The following is a 14,915-nucleotide window of genomic DNA, read 5'->3' on the forward strand; positions in this document are numbered from 1 at the left end:
TCCTGCCTCTCGATCACGTTTTGAGATGGCCTCTGACGGGCCCTTTCGTGCCAGAATGCGGGAATCCCGTTTTTTTTGCAAGATTCAATTATTTGGAGAGCGTCGTTGAAGCGTTTGGCGCGACGGTGGCGCGAGGTTTGCCTCACTATTACGCCAAAGACCCCAGATCTGGGGCCTGTTCACGCGCCGGGATGTGGCGGAAATGCCTCAAGTCTTTCGCCGGACTGGGCGGAAAACCTTGGCTTCAGGCGGCGGATACGCGTTCCACAGCCGCTTCAGTTCGTGCAGGGGATCTCGATCATGACGACTTCGGCGCCACGGCGGGTTCGCACGGTGCAACGCTCCTGGACGACTTCTTGTGGCGCTTCCATGCCCAGCAGGCTGCGCCCATCTACCTGGATCTGCGCCACGTCGGATGTGTCATCAAGGCCGACCACGGACAGCGACAGGCGGCCCGTGGATTGGCCCTGCGCCAGCGTCGCCACGGTCTCGGGCGGAGCCTCGACGGTGATTGAGCGCGGGATGCCCTGGAAGTTCCGGTCCTGATCCGCGTTTTCATCAAGCGCGATGATGCGTACGCCGGAAGACAGCAGGCGCGTGACCTCGCCACCTTCGGCACCACGGCCGGTCCAATAAATGTCGACGGTGTTCGACGGCCGCAGGCTGCCCGAGATGCCCGAATTCTGGTCGACGCGAATGGTGAAGGCGCGCAGGCCCGGGGTCAGGATCGCAGCGATACCGGCGGGTTGGCCGGGCTGCGAGACCTTGACGGCCAAGACAGGCTCCATCGGTTCCATCGCGCGCAGGGCGATCCGGGGGCGCGAGGCATCGGGGACGATGTCTTCCAGCGTCTGGAATGCGCCCGGCGGCACGGCATTGGCCGGCCAGGCGACCAGCGCCAGCGCATCGGCATTGATCGGCTCGCCATAGCGCAGCGGGCGGGTGGTGACGGCGACCTGGACAAGCTCCATGGCAGGCGCGGCGGCGCCGCGTGACTGCGCCGCGGCCAGGGCCGCTTGGGTCTGGCTGACGTAATTCTGCGCCATGTACACGCCAAACCCGGCGAGCCCGAGTCCAACGGCAAGGATGCCTATCTGCATTACACGCATGAATTCGCTCCTGTCAGCCTGCCACTACACGCAGTTTGCGATCGTCAATAACCATGACCGTAAAAGGTTTCTGCTTGCTGAATCGGGCAGCATGATGGCCGCAAAGGGGGTTCTTTGCAGCGCCGGGTCCCGAAACGCCGAACGGACCGCATCCGGGATGCGGTCCGTCCAATCGCTTGCGCGAGGGTCTCTTAGTTCGAGGTGCCCAGCGTGCCCAGGGTCGCGACCGAAGCCGAGGTCAGCGAGTTCTGGATGTCGGTGCCGAGGCTTTGAACGCCCGTGCGGACCGAGGTGATGACGGCCAGGCCGAGGCCCACGATGGCAGCGGTCAGCACGACCCAGTCAACGGTCACGGCGCCCGATTCGTCAGCAGCGAAGGTCTTGAGGGTAGCGAGGAATTTCATGATCTGTCTCCAGTCAGCAGGAACAAGGGTCGAGGTGCCGTCAGGAGAGCGGATGGGTTTGAGGGGATTTACCGCTTCCCGTCTGGCTCATTCTTTATCTGTTAGGATGCAGGCGCGAAGGTGGGGCAATCCGGGCGCAATTGCGGCGAGCGTGGTGCGTTTTCAGGATTTGTCGCCACTGGAGAAACGGCGGGCGGGCTGAAGCGCGGCTTGTTCGCGGTCGGGGAACGTGGGCGCGATTGGTAGCGAAGGCTTAACCGCATTGGGGCAGGACGTGATTCGAACTCTTAAGCGTTCCTGAGCCTGTTCGCCCTGTGGAAACACTCGCGGTTCGATGCGGCGCTGCTGGGATGAACTCGCGCGGGAATTGTGCTGATTTTGGCGCAAATCTTGGAATTGTTCGTATTTGTGAAACGATAAGCTGAAATTTAAACTATCGTTAACCAATTACCCGGATGCTGGTTTCAAACAGGCAGAAGCCGACAACATCAGCAGGGTTGGTCGGACGAGGCAATCTCCAGACGGGTGCCGGGGATGGCAGCCGGTAGCAACAAGGCGGGAAACGGAAACGGCCGCCCCGTGCGGAGCGGCCGATTGAGAGAACGGTAGGGCTTGGGATCAGTTCGAGGTGCCCAGCGTACCCAGAGTCGCGACCGAGGCCGAGGTCAGCGAGTTCTGGATATCGGTGCCGAGGCTTTGGACGCCCGAACGGACCGAAGTGATCACGGCGAGGCCGAGGCCCACGATGGCAGCGGTGAGCACGACCCAGTCAACGGTCACTGCACCCGATTCGTCGGCAAGAAAGGTCTTGAAGAACTTGGTCATGGTCATCTCCATGGTTGGCCGTTGCGATATATCCGGACCGTCACGCGCCCCCGTTAGGCGGCCGCTTCGGGCTGGCTGTCCTTGTTTTCACCCCGTCGGGTGTTCCGATTGCGGCGAAAGAAGGAAGAATGCGGGCAGGGGAGAGGTGACTTCTTGTCAGCGTAAAGGCTGCATTAACCACTTTATGGCAGCGGCCACGGCCTGAGGCCTTTGCGTCGGCGCCGGTTTTCTGGCAGGCTGCCGGGAACAAAACAAAGAACACCGGGGCCATGCCGAGCAGCTACCCCATCACTCGACAACTTATATCGGCAGCCCTGATTGGGGCGGCCTCTTTCGTCGTGCCCGGTGCCGGGCTTGCGCAGGAGGGGCCGCGTGTGGTGACGCCCGGCGCCTCTGACGGGCAGGACAACTTCACCTTCCGGCGCATCGGCGTCGCCCCGCAGGACGGGCGTAACCGCATCACCGTGCAGGTCGACCCTGAGGAACAGGCCCGCCGTATCGCCCCGCCGGAACCCGTCGCCCCGATGCCGTTGCTGGCCGCGGTCCCGCTTCCGCCGCGCGGCGATGACGGGGCGCGCTTTGGCTGGTTCTGGCAGCAGGTCTCGCCCGAGATCACGCAGGGCACCGGTCGGTTCCTCTCGGCCATGGCGGCGCTTCGTGACGCCCCGGAGGCGGCGCGGGTGCCCGAACCCTCGGTCCAGCATTTGCAGGACATCGCGGCGGCGCATAACGCGGCAATCCTGATGGCGACGCTGGGCACGCGGGTCTCGCCGGCGCTGGTACTGGCGGTGATCTCGGTCGAGAGCGCGGGCCGGTCGGGGGCCGTCAGCCACGCGGGCGCGCAGGGTCTGATGCAGTTGATCCCCGCCACGGCCGAGCGTTTCGGCGTCGGTGACGCCATGGATGCGGCGCAGAATATCCGGGGCGGTGTCGCCTATCTGGACTGGCTGCTGGGCGAGTTCGACGGCGATGTGGTGCTGGCACTCGCGGGCTACAATGCGGGCGAGGGGGCGGTGCGGCGCAACAATGGCGTGCCACCCTATGCCGAGACGCGCGATTACGTCCCGCGCGTGCTCGCGGCTTGGAACGTGGCGCGCGGGCTCTGCGCCACGGTGCCTGAGCTGCCGACGGACGGCTGCGTCTTCGCGGTGCGTGCGGTGCCGACGGCGGGTTAGAGCAGAGTGTCGATGGCCTCGGTCGGGCGGCCGATCACGGCCTTGTCGCCGTTGCGGATCACCGGGCGCTCGATCAAGGCGGAATTCTCGACCATTGCGGCGATGATCGTGGCTTCGGCCTCGGTTTTCAGCGCGGCGCCTTCCTTGCGCAGCAGATCCGCGGCCGGGATGCCAAGGGCCGAGAGCATGTCGCGGATCTCGGCCTCGGAGGGCGCGTCCTTCAGATAGAGACGCACCTCGGGGGTGAGGCCCTTCTCCTCCAGATAGGCCAGAGCCTGCCGCGACTTGGTGCAGCGCGGGTTGTGCCAGATTGTAAGAGCCCCGGAATTCAAAGCCATGCGTCCCTCCCGGTGCCGACCGCCTCGGCAACCGTGGCGAAGCCGTCGCGTGCCAGCAGGGTGTCGAGGCCCCGCGCCACGCGCGGCACCAGCGAGAAGCCCTCGTAGACCAGCGCGGAATAGATCTGCACGGCGCTCGCGCCCGCGCGGATCTTGGCATAGACGTCCTCGGCCGAGGCGATGCCGCCGACGCCGATCAACGGCAGGCGCCCGTCCAGAAGCTTGGACAATTGCGCCAGTACGCGCGTGGACTTTTCGAACAGTGGCGCACCGGAAAGGCCGCCCATCTCGCCCTTGTGGCCACTTTTCAGACCGTCGCGGCCCAGAGTGGTGTTGGTGGCGATCACCGCATCGATGCCCGTTTCCAGCGCGACGCCAGCAATGTCGGACAATTCCTGCGCGTTCAGATCGGGGGCGATCTTCAGGAAGATCGGGATCCGGCGCTCCAGCTCATCGCGGCGGGAGACAACGCCGGCTAGCAACCCGCGCAGGGCATCGGCGCCCTGCAGGTCGCGCAGCTTCTCGGTATTGGGCGACGAGACGTTGACGGTGGCGAAATCGACGAAGGGCCCACAGGTCGTCAGAACCGAGACGAAATCCTGCGCGCGGTCGGTGCTGTCCTTGTTCGCGCCGAGGTTCAGCCCGACCACCGGCCCCGCCCTGCGGGCGCGCAGGCGGGTCGCGACGGCCTCTGCCCCCTCGTTGTTGAAGCCGAAGCGGTTGATCACCGCGCGGTCCTCGGTCAGGCGGAACAGGCGCGGCTTGGGGTTGCCGGGCTGCGGGCGGGGCGTCGCAGCGCCGACCTCGACGAAGCCGAAGCCCGCGCGGGCCAGAGGCGCCAGTGCCACGGCGTTCTTGTCGAAACCGGCTGCCAGACCGACCGGGTTCGGCAGTTCCAGCCCCGCCACCTGCGTGCGCAGGCGGGGCGAGGTGACCTCGCCCGGCAGCGGCACGAGGCCCGCGTTCAGTGCCTTCAGCGAGAGGCCGTGACCGACCTCGGGGTCGATCCGGTGCAGGGCCCAGAGGCCGAGTTGCTCGATCATCAGACGACGCCTTCCGGGAAGATGTGGCCCGCGGCGCCCAGCGGCAGGGATTTGTCCCAGACCACGTCGTCCAGCGTCAGCTCACGGTAGAGATGCGGGAACAACGCCCCGCCGCGCGAGGGTTCCCATTTCAGCGCCGGGCCCAGAGCCTCTGTCTCGATCGCCAGCAGGACGAGGTCGCTTTCGCCGGCAAAATGCTTTGCGGCGGTCTCGACGACCTGCGTGGGCGTGGACATGTGGACATAGCCATCGGCGAGGTCGACCGGCGCACCGGCCGTGCGGCCAGCGGCGACGAGCGCATCCCATTCGGGGCGGCGAAAAATCTTGTAGACCAGCATGCTTTGCTCATGCCGAAAGCGGGCGCGCCGGTCAATGGGCAGCTTTTCGCCACTGCGTCATGCTGACGTTACGCAAGTGTCATAATCCGGGGCCAAACCGGGCGATGGGGCTTTGACAGAGGACTGTCGCCAAGCCATTCTTTGACCTTCGGGAAAAAATCCAACAGGGGAACCCAGATGTCCTTCAAACCGCATTTCCGGGCGCTGCTCGGCTCGAGCGCGCTGGTCGCCGCCAGCGCCCTGCCGGGTTTCGCCACTGAATTGCACATTCTGCATTTCAACGATTTCCACAGCCGTATTGAACCGATCAGCCGCTACAACTCGACCTGCTCGGCCGAGGATGACGCCGAGGGCAAGTGCTTCGGCGGTGCCGCGCGCCTTTACACGCTGGTCACCCAGATGCGCTCGGCCATCGAGGCCGAGGGCGGCAATGTCCTCGTGCTGGACGCCGGCGACGCCTCGCAGGGCTCGCTGTTCTACACGACCTATGGCGGTCAGGCCGAAGCCGACCTGCTGGAGCGCATCGGCCTTGATGCGATGGCCGTGGGCAACCACGAATTCGACCTCGGGCCGGATGGTCTGGCGGTGTTCCTTGATACCGTGAGCTTCCCGATCCTGTCGTCGAACCTCGACGTCTCGGGCGCCGAGCAGCTGGCCGGTCGCGTCGCGCCCTACACCATCGTCGAAGAAGGCGACATGCGCATCGGCATCGTCTCGGCGCTCGCCACGGACACCGTCGAGACCTCGTCGCCCGGACCGACCGTCCTGTTCGAGGACGAGATCGAAGCTCTGACCGCCGCCGTCGCCGAGCTGCAAGAGCAAGGCGCTGCGCCGATCATCGCGCTGACCCATGTCGGCTATCGCATGGATCAGGAAATCGCTGCCGCCGTGCCGGGTCTGGCCGCGGTCGTCGGTGGCCACAGCCACACCTTCCTGTCGGCCTCGGATCCGTCGCGCCAAGGGCCGTACCCGACCTGGGTGGACACCGAAGCCGGTTCGATGGTCCCGGTCGTCACCGCGGGCGCTTTCGGCAAGTACCTCGGCCATCTGGTGCTGGAACTCGATGACGAGATGAACGTCGTCTATGCCTCGGGCGATGCGATCACCATCAACTCGGAAGTCGAGCCCGACGCCGAGGTGCTGGAATGGGTGGCCAGCCTTGCCGGCCCGATCGACGAGATGCGCAACCAGCCGGTCGCCGAAACCAGCGCCATGATCGAGGGCGACCGCGCGGTCTGCCGTCAGATGGAATGCTCGATGGGCACGCTGGTGGCGGATGCCATGCTGGCGCGTACCGCCGATCAGGGCGTGACCATCGCCATCCAGAACGGGGGCGGTCTGCGCGCCTCGATCGACGAGGGCATGGTCACCATGGGTGAGGTCTACACCGTCCTGCCCTTCCAGAACACGCTGGCCACCTTCCAGCTGACCGGCGCCGACGTGGTTGCCGCGCTGGAGAACGGCGTGAGCCAGCTGGAAGACGGCGCGGGCCGCTTCGCGCAGGTCGCCGGTCTGCACTACACCTTCGACCCCGCCGCCGAAGCCGGCAGCCGTGTCAGCGACGTGATGGTGCAGTCGGGTGACGAATGGGTGCCGATCGACCCTGCCGCGACCTATGGCGTCGTGACCAACGACTACATGCGCAACGGGGGCGACGGCTACGCGATCTTCCGCGACAGCGGCATGAACGCCTATGACTTCGGCCCGGATCTGGCCGATGTTCTGGCCGCCTACCTGCAGGAAAACGCGCCTTACGAGCCCTATACCGACGGCCGCATCACCCGCCTCGGCGAGTGATCAGCCATCGCTGCGATGATCGGACGGGGGCCTTCGGGCCCCCGTTTCCGTTGCGACCTTCCGGCAAGGCCCCCGGACAAGCGGCTTGATCGCGGGGCAGGGGTGTTGCATCACCACGGGATCAGTCCTGAGAGATCCCGCATGAGCCGCATCTGCCATATCGATATCGACGATTCCGGTCTTCCTCCTGCCACGCCCGAAATGGAGCAGGAGCGAAAGGTGGCGGTATTCGACCTTCTCGAGGACAACAGCTTCACCCTTCCCACCCGCGACGACCGCGAGGTTCCGACCGGCCCCTACCGGCTGGCCATGGCGATCCGGGAGCGTCGGCTGGTGGTGGAGATCGCTCAGGAGGACGGCGGGCGCGTCGGCGAGCTGCACCTGTCGCTGGGGCCGTTCCGGCAGGTGGTGAAGGATTACGACCAGATCTGCGCGAGCTATTTCGAGGCCGTCAAACGCCTGCCGCCCAGCCAGATCGAGGCCATCGACATGGCCCGTCGCGGCATCCACAACGAGGGGGCGCGCGTTCTGCAGGAACGGCTGGAGGGCAAGGCCGAGATCGACCTCGACACCGCGCGCCGCCTGTTCACCCTGATCAGCGTCCTCAATCGCGGGGCGTGATCTTGGGTCAGGGTTTTCCCAGTTCCATTCTGTTCTGTTGCGACCACAATGCCGTGCGGTCGCCCATGGCCGAGGGCTTCATGAAGAAGCTTTACGGCCAGCGGGCCTATATCCAGTCGGCCGGTGTCCATAATGACATCGAGATCGACGGCTTCGCCATCGCGGTCAGCAGCGAGATGGGGGTGGAGTTGTCGCGCCATCGCTCGCGCTCGTTCGACGAGATGATCGAATGGGGCGATGACCTGTCGGGCTTCGACCTGATCGTCGCGCTGTCGCCCGCCAGCCAGCGTGCGGCGCTGGAGTTGACACGCTACGCCCATATCGACGTGGAATATTGGCCGATCATGGACCCGACCGGTCTGGGCGAGTCGCGCGAGACGAAGTTGCAGGCCTATCGCCAGACCCGTGACCAGATCCTCAAGCGGTTGCAGGAACGCTTCGGCCCACCGACGGCGTGATGGCGTCTGCGTCGCCGTCCGGCGCGGCGGCAGCCTGCGCGGCTTTCACGCGCGGCATGCTCTCCTCGATCCAGGCGACCAGCCCGACAAGATGCCCGGCGGCTTCCTCGCCCAGCGGGGTCAGGGTGTAATCCACCCGTGGCGGTACTTCGCCATGATCGTGGCGCAGGACAAAACCATCCTGCTCCAGCTGTTGCAGGGTCTGCGCCAGCATCCGCTCGCTCACCCCGTCGATCTTCCGGCGCAGCTGTGCGAAGCGGAAGGTCCCGGTCGCCAGCACTGCCATCACCAGAACGCCCCAGCGGCTGGTCAGGTGCTGCAACACCTGCCGTGAGGGGCATTCGCTGGCCAGCACGTTGGCACGGGCGAAACTGTCGAGCATCTTCTGGGCGCGGACGGCGGTTTCCATCGGGGACTCACTTTTTAACACTTACAAAAATGTACGTACTTACTTTTCGTAAGTAAAGGGTTCATGTCTGCTCCACCACCGGAAAACACCCGCTGACAAGGAACACGGACATGACCAAGACCATCGCCATCACCGGCGCCACCGGCCAACTCGGCCGCCTCGCCGTCGCCGCCCTGAAAACCCGCGCCGCCGGCGACACTCTGGTCGCGCTGGTGCGCGATCCCGCCAAGGCCGCCGATCTGGGTATCGAGACCCGCGCCTTCGACTATCACGCCACCGCCGCGCTGCCCGAAGCGCTGAAGGGCGTAGACGTGCTGGTGCTGATCTCGTCGAACGACTTCAACGACCGCGCCGGCCAGCATCGCAACGTGATCGCCGCCGCCAAGGAGGCGGGCGTGAAGCGCATCGTCTATACCTCGATCCTGAAGGGCGACGCCTCGCCGATGATCCTCGCCGGTGACCATATCGCCACCGAGGAAGCGCTGGCCGCTTCGGGCATCCCCGCGACCATCCTGCGCAACGGCTGGTACACCGAGAACTACACCGGCAACATCGCCGGCGTGCTGGCCTCGGGCGCGGTTGCGGGCGCCAATGCCTCGGCCAAGATCGCCCCCGCCACCCGCGCCGATTTCGCCGAGGCCATCGCGGTGACCGCCGCCGATGATGCCCATGCCGGCAAGGTCTACGAGCTCGCGGGCGACGAGGCCTTCACCATGGCCGACTACGCCGCCGAGATTGCCCGTCAGTCGGGCAAGCCCGTCGCCCATGCGCCGATGACGGAAGCCGCCTATGCCGACCTGCTGAAAAGCTTCGGCCTGCCCGAGCCGGTCGCCGCGATCTTTGCCGACAGCGACGCCCGCGCCGGTGAAGGCGCCCTGTTCGACGACAGCCACACCCTGTCGCGCTTGATCGGCCGTCCGACCACGCCGCTGAAAGACGCCGTGGCTGCCGCGCTGAGCCCGGTAACCGCCTGATCTTTCGGCGGGCCGGTCCCTTTGGCGGAGACCGGCCCGCCGATGCCGCTTTCGGGCTTTTCCCTGCCTGCCGCTTCGCTAATCTGCCGGCGACAGCGACAGGAGATCCCCGTGACCACCGCCCAACAGACCGCCCGCGCCACCATTCAGGCCTATTACGACGCCTTCAACGCGGGCAATACCGACGCCATGGGCGAGTGCCTGCACGACGACTTCGTTCACAACGTCAACGAGGGTAACGCCCGCATGGGCAAAGAGGCCTTCGCCGAGTTCTGCGCGCATATGTCCGAGACCTACAAAGAGCTGCTGACCGACATGGTGGTCTATGGCTCCGAGGACGGCACGCGCGGCGCGGCGGAATTCGTGGTGAACGGCACCTATCTGAAGACCGATCCCGGCCTGCCCGAAGCGCGCGGCCAGAAATACGTCCTGCCCGCCGGCGGCTTCTTCAGCCTCAAGGACGGCAAGATCACCCGCGTCACCACCTATTACAACCTGCAGGACTGGATCCGGCAGGTGAGCGCGTGAGGGTCGACGCCCTCTCCGGCCCCGCGCTGGAGGCGGCGCTCGACCGGGTGGCGGAACTGCGCATCCGCGTGTTCCGCGACTGGCCCTATCTCTACGACGGCGATCTGGCCTACGAGCGGCGCTATATGGAGCCCTACCGCGACAACCCGCGCGCGGTGGTGGCGGGGGCTTTCGACGGCGAGACGCTGGTCGGCGCGGCCACCGGCATGCCGATGGAAGACCATGCCGACGACTTCGCCCGCGCCTTCGCGCCGACCGGCATTAACCTGTCGGAAATCTTTTACTGCGCCGAATCCGTTCTATTGCCTGACTATCGGGGCCGGGGCGTCGGTCATCGCTTTTTCGACATTCGAGAGGGCAAAGCCGCAGAACTCGGGCGTCGCTACGTCACATTTTGCGGGGTGCAGCGCCCGGTCGACCATCCGGCCCGGCCGGTGAACTACCGCCCGCTCGATGGCTTCTGGCGCGCGCGGGGCTATGAGCCTCTGCCGGGCGTCGTCGCCGAATTCCGCTGGAAGGACCTCGGCCAGACCGAGGAAACGGCAAAGCCGCTGCAATTCTGGATCAAGGAGCTGACATGACCGATCGCAATCCCGCCGATGTCACCGTCGCCACCGCGGCCTATCCCCTCGACTGGTTCGACAGTTTCGCCGAGTTCGAGGCCAAGGCCGCGAAATGGGTCGGCAATGCCGCCGGCGCCGGCGCGCAGCTGCTGGTCTTCCCGGAATACGCAGCCATGGAACTGGCCAGCCTCGGCGGCAAGTCCGTCGCCGCCGATCTGGAGGGCGCGCTGTCCGAGGTCGCCAAGCACACGCCCGCGATGGACGCCGTCTTCTCGGCCCTCGCCGCGCAGCACGGGGTCTATATCCTTGCGCCCTCGGGCCCGGTCTTCACCGGCAATCGCCCGGTCAACCGCGCGACGCTGCATGGCCCCTCGGGCGTGATCGGGCATCAGGACAAGCAGATCATGACCCGCTTCGAGCGCGAGGATTGGGACGTCGTCCCCGGCGAGGAGGGACTCACCGTCTTCGACACGCCGATCGGCAAGCTGGGCGTGGTGATCTGCTACGACAGCGAATTCCCCCTGCTTTCGCGCCGGCTGGCCGAGGAAGGCGTGGAGATCCTGCTGGCCCCCTCCTGCACCGAAACCACCGCGGGCTATTGGCGCGTGCGCGTGGGTTCCATGGCGCGGGCGTTGGAGAACCAATGCGCCGTCGTGCATTCGCCGCTGGTCGGCATCGCGCCCTGGTGCGCGGGCTGCGAGGAAAACACCGGTGCCGCCGGCATTTACGGCCCGCCCGACCGCAACTGGCCCTCGGACGGGGTGCTGGCCCTTGGGGCGATGAACGCGCCGGGCTGGACCATCGCCACGGTGCACCGCGATCTTATCGCCGAGACCCGGCGCGATGGCGGCGTGCTGAACCTTGCGCATTGGCCGGAACAGGACGCGCGACTGGGGCAGGGGATCGTTTCGGCCCCCGCTTCCTGAGCCTGAAACTTAAACCTTGAAAAAGCGCCGGCAAAGGCGCATAGGACCATCGCCTGCATTGCGCGGGCGGATACCCAATTGGAGAGACCATGGCCAAGGAAGAACTGCTCGAATTTCCCGGCGTCGTGAAGGAACTCCTGCCGAATGCGACGTTCAAGGTCGAGCTGGACAACGGCCATGAGATCATCGCGCACACGGCAGGCAAGATGCGTAAGAACCGCATCCGTGTTCTGGCCGGCGACCGTGTACAGGTCGAGATGACGCCCTACGATCTGACCAAGGGCCGGATCAACTACCGCTTCAAGTGATGAAGCTAATCCTAGGTTCGGCCAGCCCGCGCCGGCTGGACCTGTTGGCGACGATCGGCATCACGCCTGATGCCGTCCGTCCCGCCGATATCGACGAAACCCCGCATCCCCGTGAGCTGCCGCGCCCCTATTGCGCGCGGATGGCGCGTGAGAAGGTGGCCGCCGTTCAGGCCGCTGAGGACGAGATCGTCCTGTGCGGGGATACCACTGTTGCCTTGGGCCGCCGGATCCTCGGCAAGCCCGAAAGCGCGACCGAGGCCGCGGAATTCCTCACCATGATGGGCGGTCGCCGCCACACCGTGATCACCGCCGTCGCCGTCAAGCGCGGCGCGCAGGTCTGGGAACGCGTGGTCGAGACCTCGGTCAAGATGAAACGCCTGTCGGATGACGAGCTGAACGCCTATCTCGCCTCGGGTGAATGGCAGGGCAAGGCCGGGGCCTATGGCATCCAGGGCCGGGCCGGGGCCTTCATCCCGTGGATTCAGGGCTCGTTCAGCGCGGTCGTCGGCCTGCCGCTGGCGGAAACCGCGGTGTTGCTGAACGCCGCCGGCTATCGCGAGGATATCGCATGAAGGGACGCGTGATCGTATTGGGCGAGATCGAGGGCCACGAGGTCGCCGCCTTGCTCGAAGACGGGCGGCTGGAGGACCTCGCGCTGGACGACGACGCGGCGTTCACGCCGGGGTCGATCCTGCGCGGCACGGTCGGGCGGCCGGTCAAGGGGCTGGGCGGCGTCTTCGTCGACCTGCCCGAGGGCCAGTCCGGCTTCCTGCGCGCGCCCAAGGGCCTGCGCCCGGGCCAGTCGATCCTCGTGCAGATCACCGGCGTCGCCGAGGAGGGCAAGGCCTTCCCGCTGACCCAGCGCCTGCTGTTCAAGAGCCGCTATGCCATCGTTACACCCGACGCGCCGGGCCTCAACGTCTCGCGCGCGATCCGGGATGAGGATATCCGCAAGGACCTGACCGACCTCGCCACCGAGGCGATGACCGGCGCCGATGAAAGCTTGGGCCTGATCCTGCGCTCTGTTTGCGAAGAGGCCGCCGAGGACGAGATCGCCGACGACATCCTGCAAGTGCGCGGGCTGGCCGAGGCGGTGTTGAAGGATGTGGACGGCAAGCCCGAGCTGCTGGTCGATGCTCCGGGTCCGCATGAGCTGGCCTGGCGCGACTGGGGCGATGCCGACGAGGTCGACGAGAGCCCCGAGGCACTGGACCATCACGGCGTTCTGGACCAACTGGCCGCGCTGTCGGGGCCTGAGGTGAGGCTGGAAGGCGGCGCCTCGATGTGGATCGAAGCGACCCGCGCCTTCGTCGCGGTCGATGTGAACACCGGCCCGGATACCTCGCCGGCGGCGGGGCTGAAGGCCTCGATCGCCGCCGCGCGCGACCTGCCGCGTCAGCTGCGTCTGCGCGGTCTCGGTGGCATGGTGCTGGTCGATTTCGCGCCCTGCCCGAAGCGGGACCGCCATGTATTGGAGCAGGTGCTGAACAAGGCCTTCCGCGCGGATGCGGGCGAGGCCTCGATGGCCGGTTGGACGCCCTTGGGCAATTTCGAACTCGCGCGCCGTCGCGACCGGGCGGCGCTGCCGGGTTGGGTGGCATGAGTGCCAAATGCCCGCAATGCGGGAAGCCGACGGACCCGGACTACAAGCCCTTCTGCTCCAAGCGTTGCGCCGATGTCGACCTCGCGCGGTGGCTGCGCGAGGATTACCGCATCCCGGTCGTCGATGAGCTTCCGGGCGAGGATGACGAGGTCTAATAGCGTTGCTCCCGAAGGGAGTATTTTCGACAAGGTGATGGGGGACTTGCGGCGCTCTGTCATTCCTGATCCCTTGCGCTAACAACGCGCAGGGGGCAGGCATGGCACGGATCGGGAGCTTCCTGCGTGAGAACGCGCTTTGGCTGGGGTGCTGTGCGCTGATCTCGTTCCTGTCGAGTTTCGGGCAGACCTTCTTCATCTCTGTTTTCGCCGGCGATATCCGCGCCGAATTCGGCCTCAGCCATGCCGGGTGGGGCGGGGTCTATGCGACCGCGACCACGGTTTCGGCGCTGGTCATGGTCTTCGCGGGCGGCGTCTCGGACTGGCTGCGGGTGCGCTACCTCGGGCCCTTGGTGCTGCTGGCGCTTTCTGCGGCAGCTTTGGCCATGTCGCAGGTGAGCGCGCTCTGGGCGCTGGGCGTGACGGTGTTCTTCCTGCGCTTCCTGGGGCAAGGGATGATGAGCCACACGGCATTGACCGCCGTCGCGCGCTGGTTCGTCGCCTCACGTGGGCGGGCGGTGGCGGTGGTGACGCTGGGCTTTGCCATCGGCGAGGCCTTCCTGCCGATGAGCTTCGTCGCGCTGAAGGGCCTCTACGACTGGCGGCTGCTCTGGGTGGGCGCGGCGATCGCGTTGGCGCTGATGGCGCCGGTGATCTGGGCGCTTCTGAGCCGCGAGCGCACACCGCAAAGCTTCGCCGCGCAGGAGGGCGCCAGCGGCATGGGCGGGCGGATGTGGACCCGCGCCGAGGTGCTGCGCGATCCGCTGTTCTGGCTGATGATCCCCGCGCTGATGGGCCCGCCGACCTGGAACACCGCCTTCTTCTTCCATCAGGTCCATCTGGCCGAGGTGAAAGATTGGGGCCATGCGACCTTGGTGAGCCTCTTTCCCTTCTACACCGCGACCGGGGTGGCGGCGGCGTTGGGCTCGGGCTGGTTGATCGACCGGATCGGCACGGCGCGGATGCTGCCCTTCTACCTGCTGGGCCTCGCCGCCGGTTACGCCGTCTTCGCGATGGCCGAGACGCCGCTCATGGGCGCGCTGGGGTTGATGCTGATGGGCGTCAGCGTCGGCATGCATGGCACGATAATGTCGACGCTCTGGGCCGACGCCTATGGCACACGGCATATCGGCTCGATCCGGGCGCTGCTGGGCGGGGTGATGGTGCTGGGCTCGGCCATCGGGCCGGGGCTGACGGGCGCGTTGATCGACCAAGGGGTGGACTATGCACAGCAGGGTTGGGGCGTGAGCGCCTATTTCCTGATCGCCACGCTGCTTGCCGCTGCGGCAGCGCGGCGAATGGCCGGAAGTTGATCCGCGTCATGGTTTCGTGATCCTCCGG

At 66.3% G+C, this 14,915-nt stretch carries 20 protein-coding genes; 13 read left to right on the forward strand and 7 right to left on the reverse strand.

Annotated elements, in window-relative coordinates; all coding sequences use genetic code 11:
- Positions 1-275 precede the first annotated feature (275 nt).
- The 3 genes from cpaB to BCY78_RS10385 all read right to left on the reverse strand — a co-directional run bounded on the left by cpaB (position 276) and on the right by BCY78_RS10385 (position 2,338).
- The gene (cpaB, locus tag BCY78_RS10375; protein WP_068301113.1) at positions 276-1,109 is read right to left on the reverse strand and encodes a Flp pilus assembly protein CpaB; all 834 of its coding nucleotides are present in this window, start codon (positions 1,107-1,109) and stop codon (positions 276-278) included.
- Between the two features lie 191 nt (positions 1,110-1,300).
- Positions 1,301-1,513 carry a Flp family type IVb pilin gene (locus tag BCY78_RS10380; protein ID WP_068301116.1) on the reverse strand — a complete coding sequence of 71 codons (213 nt, stop codon included), beginning with the start codon at positions 1,511-1,513 and terminating at the stop codon, positions 1,301-1,303.
- Positions 1,514-2,131: 618 nt separating this feature from the next.
- Positions 2,132-2,338, reverse strand: a complete 207-nt coding sequence (locus BCY78_RS10385; protein ID WP_068301480.1) for a Flp family type IVb pilin — start codon at positions 2,336-2,338, stop codon at positions 2,132-2,134.
- Between the two features lie 338 nt (positions 2,339-2,676).
- Between BCY78_RS10385 and BCY78_RS10390 the strand changes: the two genes are divergently transcribed.
- Complete coding sequence (locus BCY78_RS10390; RefSeq protein WP_233499381.1) at positions 2,677-3,513, forward strand: lytic transglycosylase domain-containing protein; 837 nt, start codon at positions 2,677-2,679, stop codon at positions 3,511-3,513.
- Here BCY78_RS10390 and arsC read toward each other — a convergent pair.
- From arsC to BCY78_RS10405, 3 genes are read right to left on the reverse strand one after another with little or no spacing between them, the layout of a single operon-like run.
- On the reverse strand, positions 3,510-3,851 hold the full coding sequence (gene arsC, locus BCY78_RS10395; protein WP_068301117.1) for an arsenate reductase (glutaredoxin): 342 nt from the start codon (positions 3,849-3,851) through the stop codon (positions 3,510-3,512). The two genes, BCY78_RS10390 and arsC, sit on opposite strands and share 4 nt — an antisense overlap.
- Positions 3,842-4,894, reverse strand: coding sequence for a quinone-dependent dihydroorotate dehydrogenase (locus tag BCY78_RS10400; protein ID WP_068301119.1), 1,053 nt, complete (start codon positions 4,892-4,894; stop codon positions 3,842-3,844). Before BCY78_RS10400 ends, arsC begins: the two co-directional genes overlap by 10 nt.
- On the reverse strand, positions 4,894-5,232 hold the full coding sequence (locus tag BCY78_RS10405) for a DUF952 domain-containing protein (RefSeq protein WP_068301123.1): 339 nt from the start codon (positions 5,230-5,232) through the stop codon (positions 4,894-4,896). The genes BCY78_RS10400 and BCY78_RS10405 overlap by 1 nt, the downstream gene beginning before the upstream one ends.
- Positions 5,233-5,409: 177 nt before the next feature.
- On the opposite strand from BCY78_RS10405, the gene BCY78_RS10410 reads away from it, so the two are divergent.
- The 3 genes from BCY78_RS10410 to BCY78_RS10420 all read left to right on the forward strand — a co-directional run bounded on the left by BCY78_RS10410 (position 5,410) and on the right by BCY78_RS10420 (position 8,108).
- On the forward strand, positions 5,410-7,029 hold the full coding sequence (locus BCY78_RS10410) for a bifunctional UDP-sugar hydrolase/5'-nucleotidase (protein ID WP_068301124.1): 1,620 nt from the start codon (positions 5,410-5,412) through the stop codon (positions 7,027-7,029).
- Positions 7,030-7,170: 141 nt separating this feature from the next.
- On the forward strand, positions 7,171-7,650 hold the full coding sequence (locus BCY78_RS10415) for a UPF0262 family protein (RefSeq protein WP_068301126.1): 480 nt from the start codon (positions 7,171-7,173) through the stop codon (positions 7,648-7,650).
- A 65-nt stretch (positions 7,651-7,715) separates the two neighbouring features.
- Complete coding sequence (locus tag BCY78_RS10420; RefSeq protein ID WP_233499387.1) at positions 7,716-8,108, forward strand: low molecular weight phosphatase family protein; 393 nt, start codon at positions 7,716-7,718, stop codon at positions 8,106-8,108.
- Here the strand turns inward: BCY78_RS10420 and BCY78_RS10425 are convergent.
- Complete coding sequence (locus BCY78_RS10425) at positions 8,068-8,517, reverse strand: helix-turn-helix domain-containing protein (protein WP_068301132.1); 450 nt, start codon at positions 8,515-8,517, stop codon at positions 8,068-8,070. The genes BCY78_RS10420 and BCY78_RS10425 overlap by 41 nt on opposite strands.
- A 110-nt stretch (positions 8,518-8,627) precedes the next feature.
- Between BCY78_RS10425 and BCY78_RS10430 the strand changes: the two genes are divergently transcribed.
- The 9 genes from BCY78_RS10430 to BCY78_RS10470 all read left to right on the forward strand — a co-directional run bounded on the left by BCY78_RS10430 (position 8,628) and on the right by BCY78_RS10470 (position 14,887).
- The gene (locus BCY78_RS10430) at positions 8,628-9,491 is read left to right on the forward strand and encodes an SDR family oxidoreductase (RefSeq protein WP_068301135.1); all 864 of its coding nucleotides are present in this window, start codon (positions 8,628-8,630) and stop codon (positions 9,489-9,491) included.
- Positions 9,492-9,602: 111 nt separating this feature from the next.
- On the forward strand, positions 9,603-10,019 hold the full coding sequence (locus tag BCY78_RS10435) for a ketosteroid isomerase-related protein (protein ID WP_255402855.1): 417 nt from the start codon (positions 9,603-9,605) through the stop codon (positions 10,017-10,019).
- On the forward strand, positions 10,016-10,600 hold the full coding sequence (locus BCY78_RS10440; protein WP_068301138.1) for a GNAT family N-acetyltransferase: 585 nt from the start codon (positions 10,016-10,018) through the stop codon (positions 10,598-10,600). The genes BCY78_RS10435 and BCY78_RS10440 overlap by 4 nt, the downstream gene beginning before the upstream one ends.
- Positions 10,597-11,508 (forward strand): carbon-nitrogen hydrolase family protein, encoded by a 912-nt coding sequence (locus tag BCY78_RS10445; RefSeq protein WP_068301141.1) that lies wholly within the window; start codon positions 10,597-10,599, stop codon positions 11,506-11,508. Before BCY78_RS10440 ends, BCY78_RS10445 begins: the two co-directional genes overlap by 4 nt.
- Positions 11,509-11,597: 89 nt before the next feature.
- The gene (gene infA / locus BCY78_RS10450; protein WP_068301149.1) at positions 11,598-11,816 is read left to right on the forward strand and encodes a translation initiation factor IF-1; all 219 of its coding nucleotides are present in this window, start codon (positions 11,598-11,600) and stop codon (positions 11,814-11,816) included.
- A complete protein-coding gene (locus BCY78_RS10455) occupies positions 11,816-12,388 on the forward strand; it encodes a nucleoside triphosphate pyrophosphatase (protein ID WP_068301150.1) in 573 nt (190 codons plus the stop codon). The genes infA and BCY78_RS10455 overlap by 1 nt, the downstream gene beginning before the upstream one ends.
- Positions 12,385-13,419: a ribonuclease E/G gene (locus tag BCY78_RS10460; RefSeq protein ID WP_068301151.1), complete on the forward strand. Its 1,035-nt coding sequence runs from the start codon at positions 12,385-12,387 to the stop codon at positions 13,417-13,419. Before BCY78_RS10455 ends, BCY78_RS10460 begins: the two co-directional genes overlap by 4 nt.
- Complete coding sequence (locus tag BCY78_RS10465) at positions 13,416-13,574, forward strand: DNA gyrase inhibitor YacG (protein ID WP_068301153.1); 159 nt, start codon at positions 13,416-13,418, stop codon at positions 13,572-13,574. The genes BCY78_RS10460 and BCY78_RS10465 overlap by 4 nt, the downstream gene beginning before the upstream one ends.
- Before the next feature lie 101 nt (positions 13,575-13,675).
- Entirely contained in the window at positions 13,676-14,887 is a 1,212-nt protein-coding gene (locus tag BCY78_RS10470; RefSeq protein WP_068301155.1) for an MFS transporter, read from the forward strand.
- Positions 14,888-14,915 lie beyond the last annotated feature (28 nt).

It is taken from the genome of Pararhodobacter sp. CCB-MM2 (assembly GCF_001691415.1).
Lineage (GTDB): Bacteria > Pseudomonadota > Alphaproteobacteria > Rhodobacterales > Rhodobacteraceae > Pararhodobacter.

Coding starts and splice junctions, on each gene's coding strand:
- infA (WP_068301149.1), top strand. CDS start 11,598: ATGGCCAAGGAAGAACTGCTCGAATTTCCCGGCGTCGTGAAGGAACTC.
- BCY78_RS10425 (WP_068301132.1), bottom strand. CDS start 8,517: ATGGAAACCGCCGTCCGCGCCCAGAAGATGCTCGACAGTTTCGCCCGT.
- BCY78_RS10420 (WP_233499387.1), top strand. CDS start 7,716: ATGGCCGAGGGCTTCATGAAGAAGCTTTACGGCCAGCGGGCCTATATC.
- BCY78_RS10410 (WP_068301124.1), top strand. CDS start 5,410: ATGTCCTTCAAACCGCATTTCCGGGCGCTGCTCGGCTCGAGCGCGCTG.
- BCY78_RS10385 (WP_068301480.1), bottom strand. CDS start 2,338: ATGACCAAGTTCTTCAAGACCTTTCTTGCCGACGAATCGGGTGCAGTG.
- arsC (WP_068301117.1), bottom strand. CDS start 3,851: ATGGCTTTGAATTCCGGGGCTCTTACAATCTGGCACAACCCGCGCTGC.
- BCY78_RS10465 (WP_068301153.1), top strand. CDS start 13,416: ATGAGTGCCAAATGCCCGCAATGCGGGAAGCCGACGGACCCGGACTAC.
- BCY78_RS10415 (WP_068301126.1), top strand. CDS start 7,171: ATGAGCCGCATCTGCCATATCGATATCGACGATTCCGGTCTTCCTCCT.
- BCY78_RS10405 (WP_068301123.1), bottom strand. CDS start 5,232: ATGCTGGTCTACAAGATTTTTCGCCGCCCCGAATGGGATGCGCTCGTC.
- cpaB (WP_068301113.1), bottom strand. CDS start 1,109: ATGCGTGTAATGCAGATAGGCATCCTTGCCGTTGGACTCGGGCTCGCC.
- BCY78_RS10380 (WP_068301116.1), bottom strand. CDS start 1,513: ATGAAATTCCTCGCTACCCTCAAGACCTTCGCTGCTGACGAATCGGGC.
- BCY78_RS10460 (WP_068301151.1), top strand. CDS start 12,385: ATGAAGGGACGCGTGATCGTATTGGGCGAGATCGAGGGCCACGAGGTC.
- BCY78_RS10445 (WP_068301141.1), top strand. CDS start 10,597: ATGACCGATCGCAATCCCGCCGATGTCACCGTCGCCACCGCGGCCTAT.
- BCY78_RS10430 (WP_068301135.1), top strand. CDS start 8,628: ATGACCAAGACCATCGCCATCACCGGCGCCACCGGCCAACTCGGCCGC.
- BCY78_RS10400 (WP_068301119.1), bottom strand. CDS start 4,894: ATGATCGAGCAACTCGGCCTCTGGGCCCTGCACCGGATCGACCCCGAG.
- BCY78_RS10455 (WP_068301150.1), top strand. CDS start 11,816: ATGAAGCTAATCCTAGGTTCGGCCAGCCCGCGCCGGCTGGACCTGTTG.
- BCY78_RS10470 (WP_068301155.1), top strand. CDS start 13,676: ATGGCACGGATCGGGAGCTTCCTGCGTGAGAACGCGCTTTGGCTGGGG.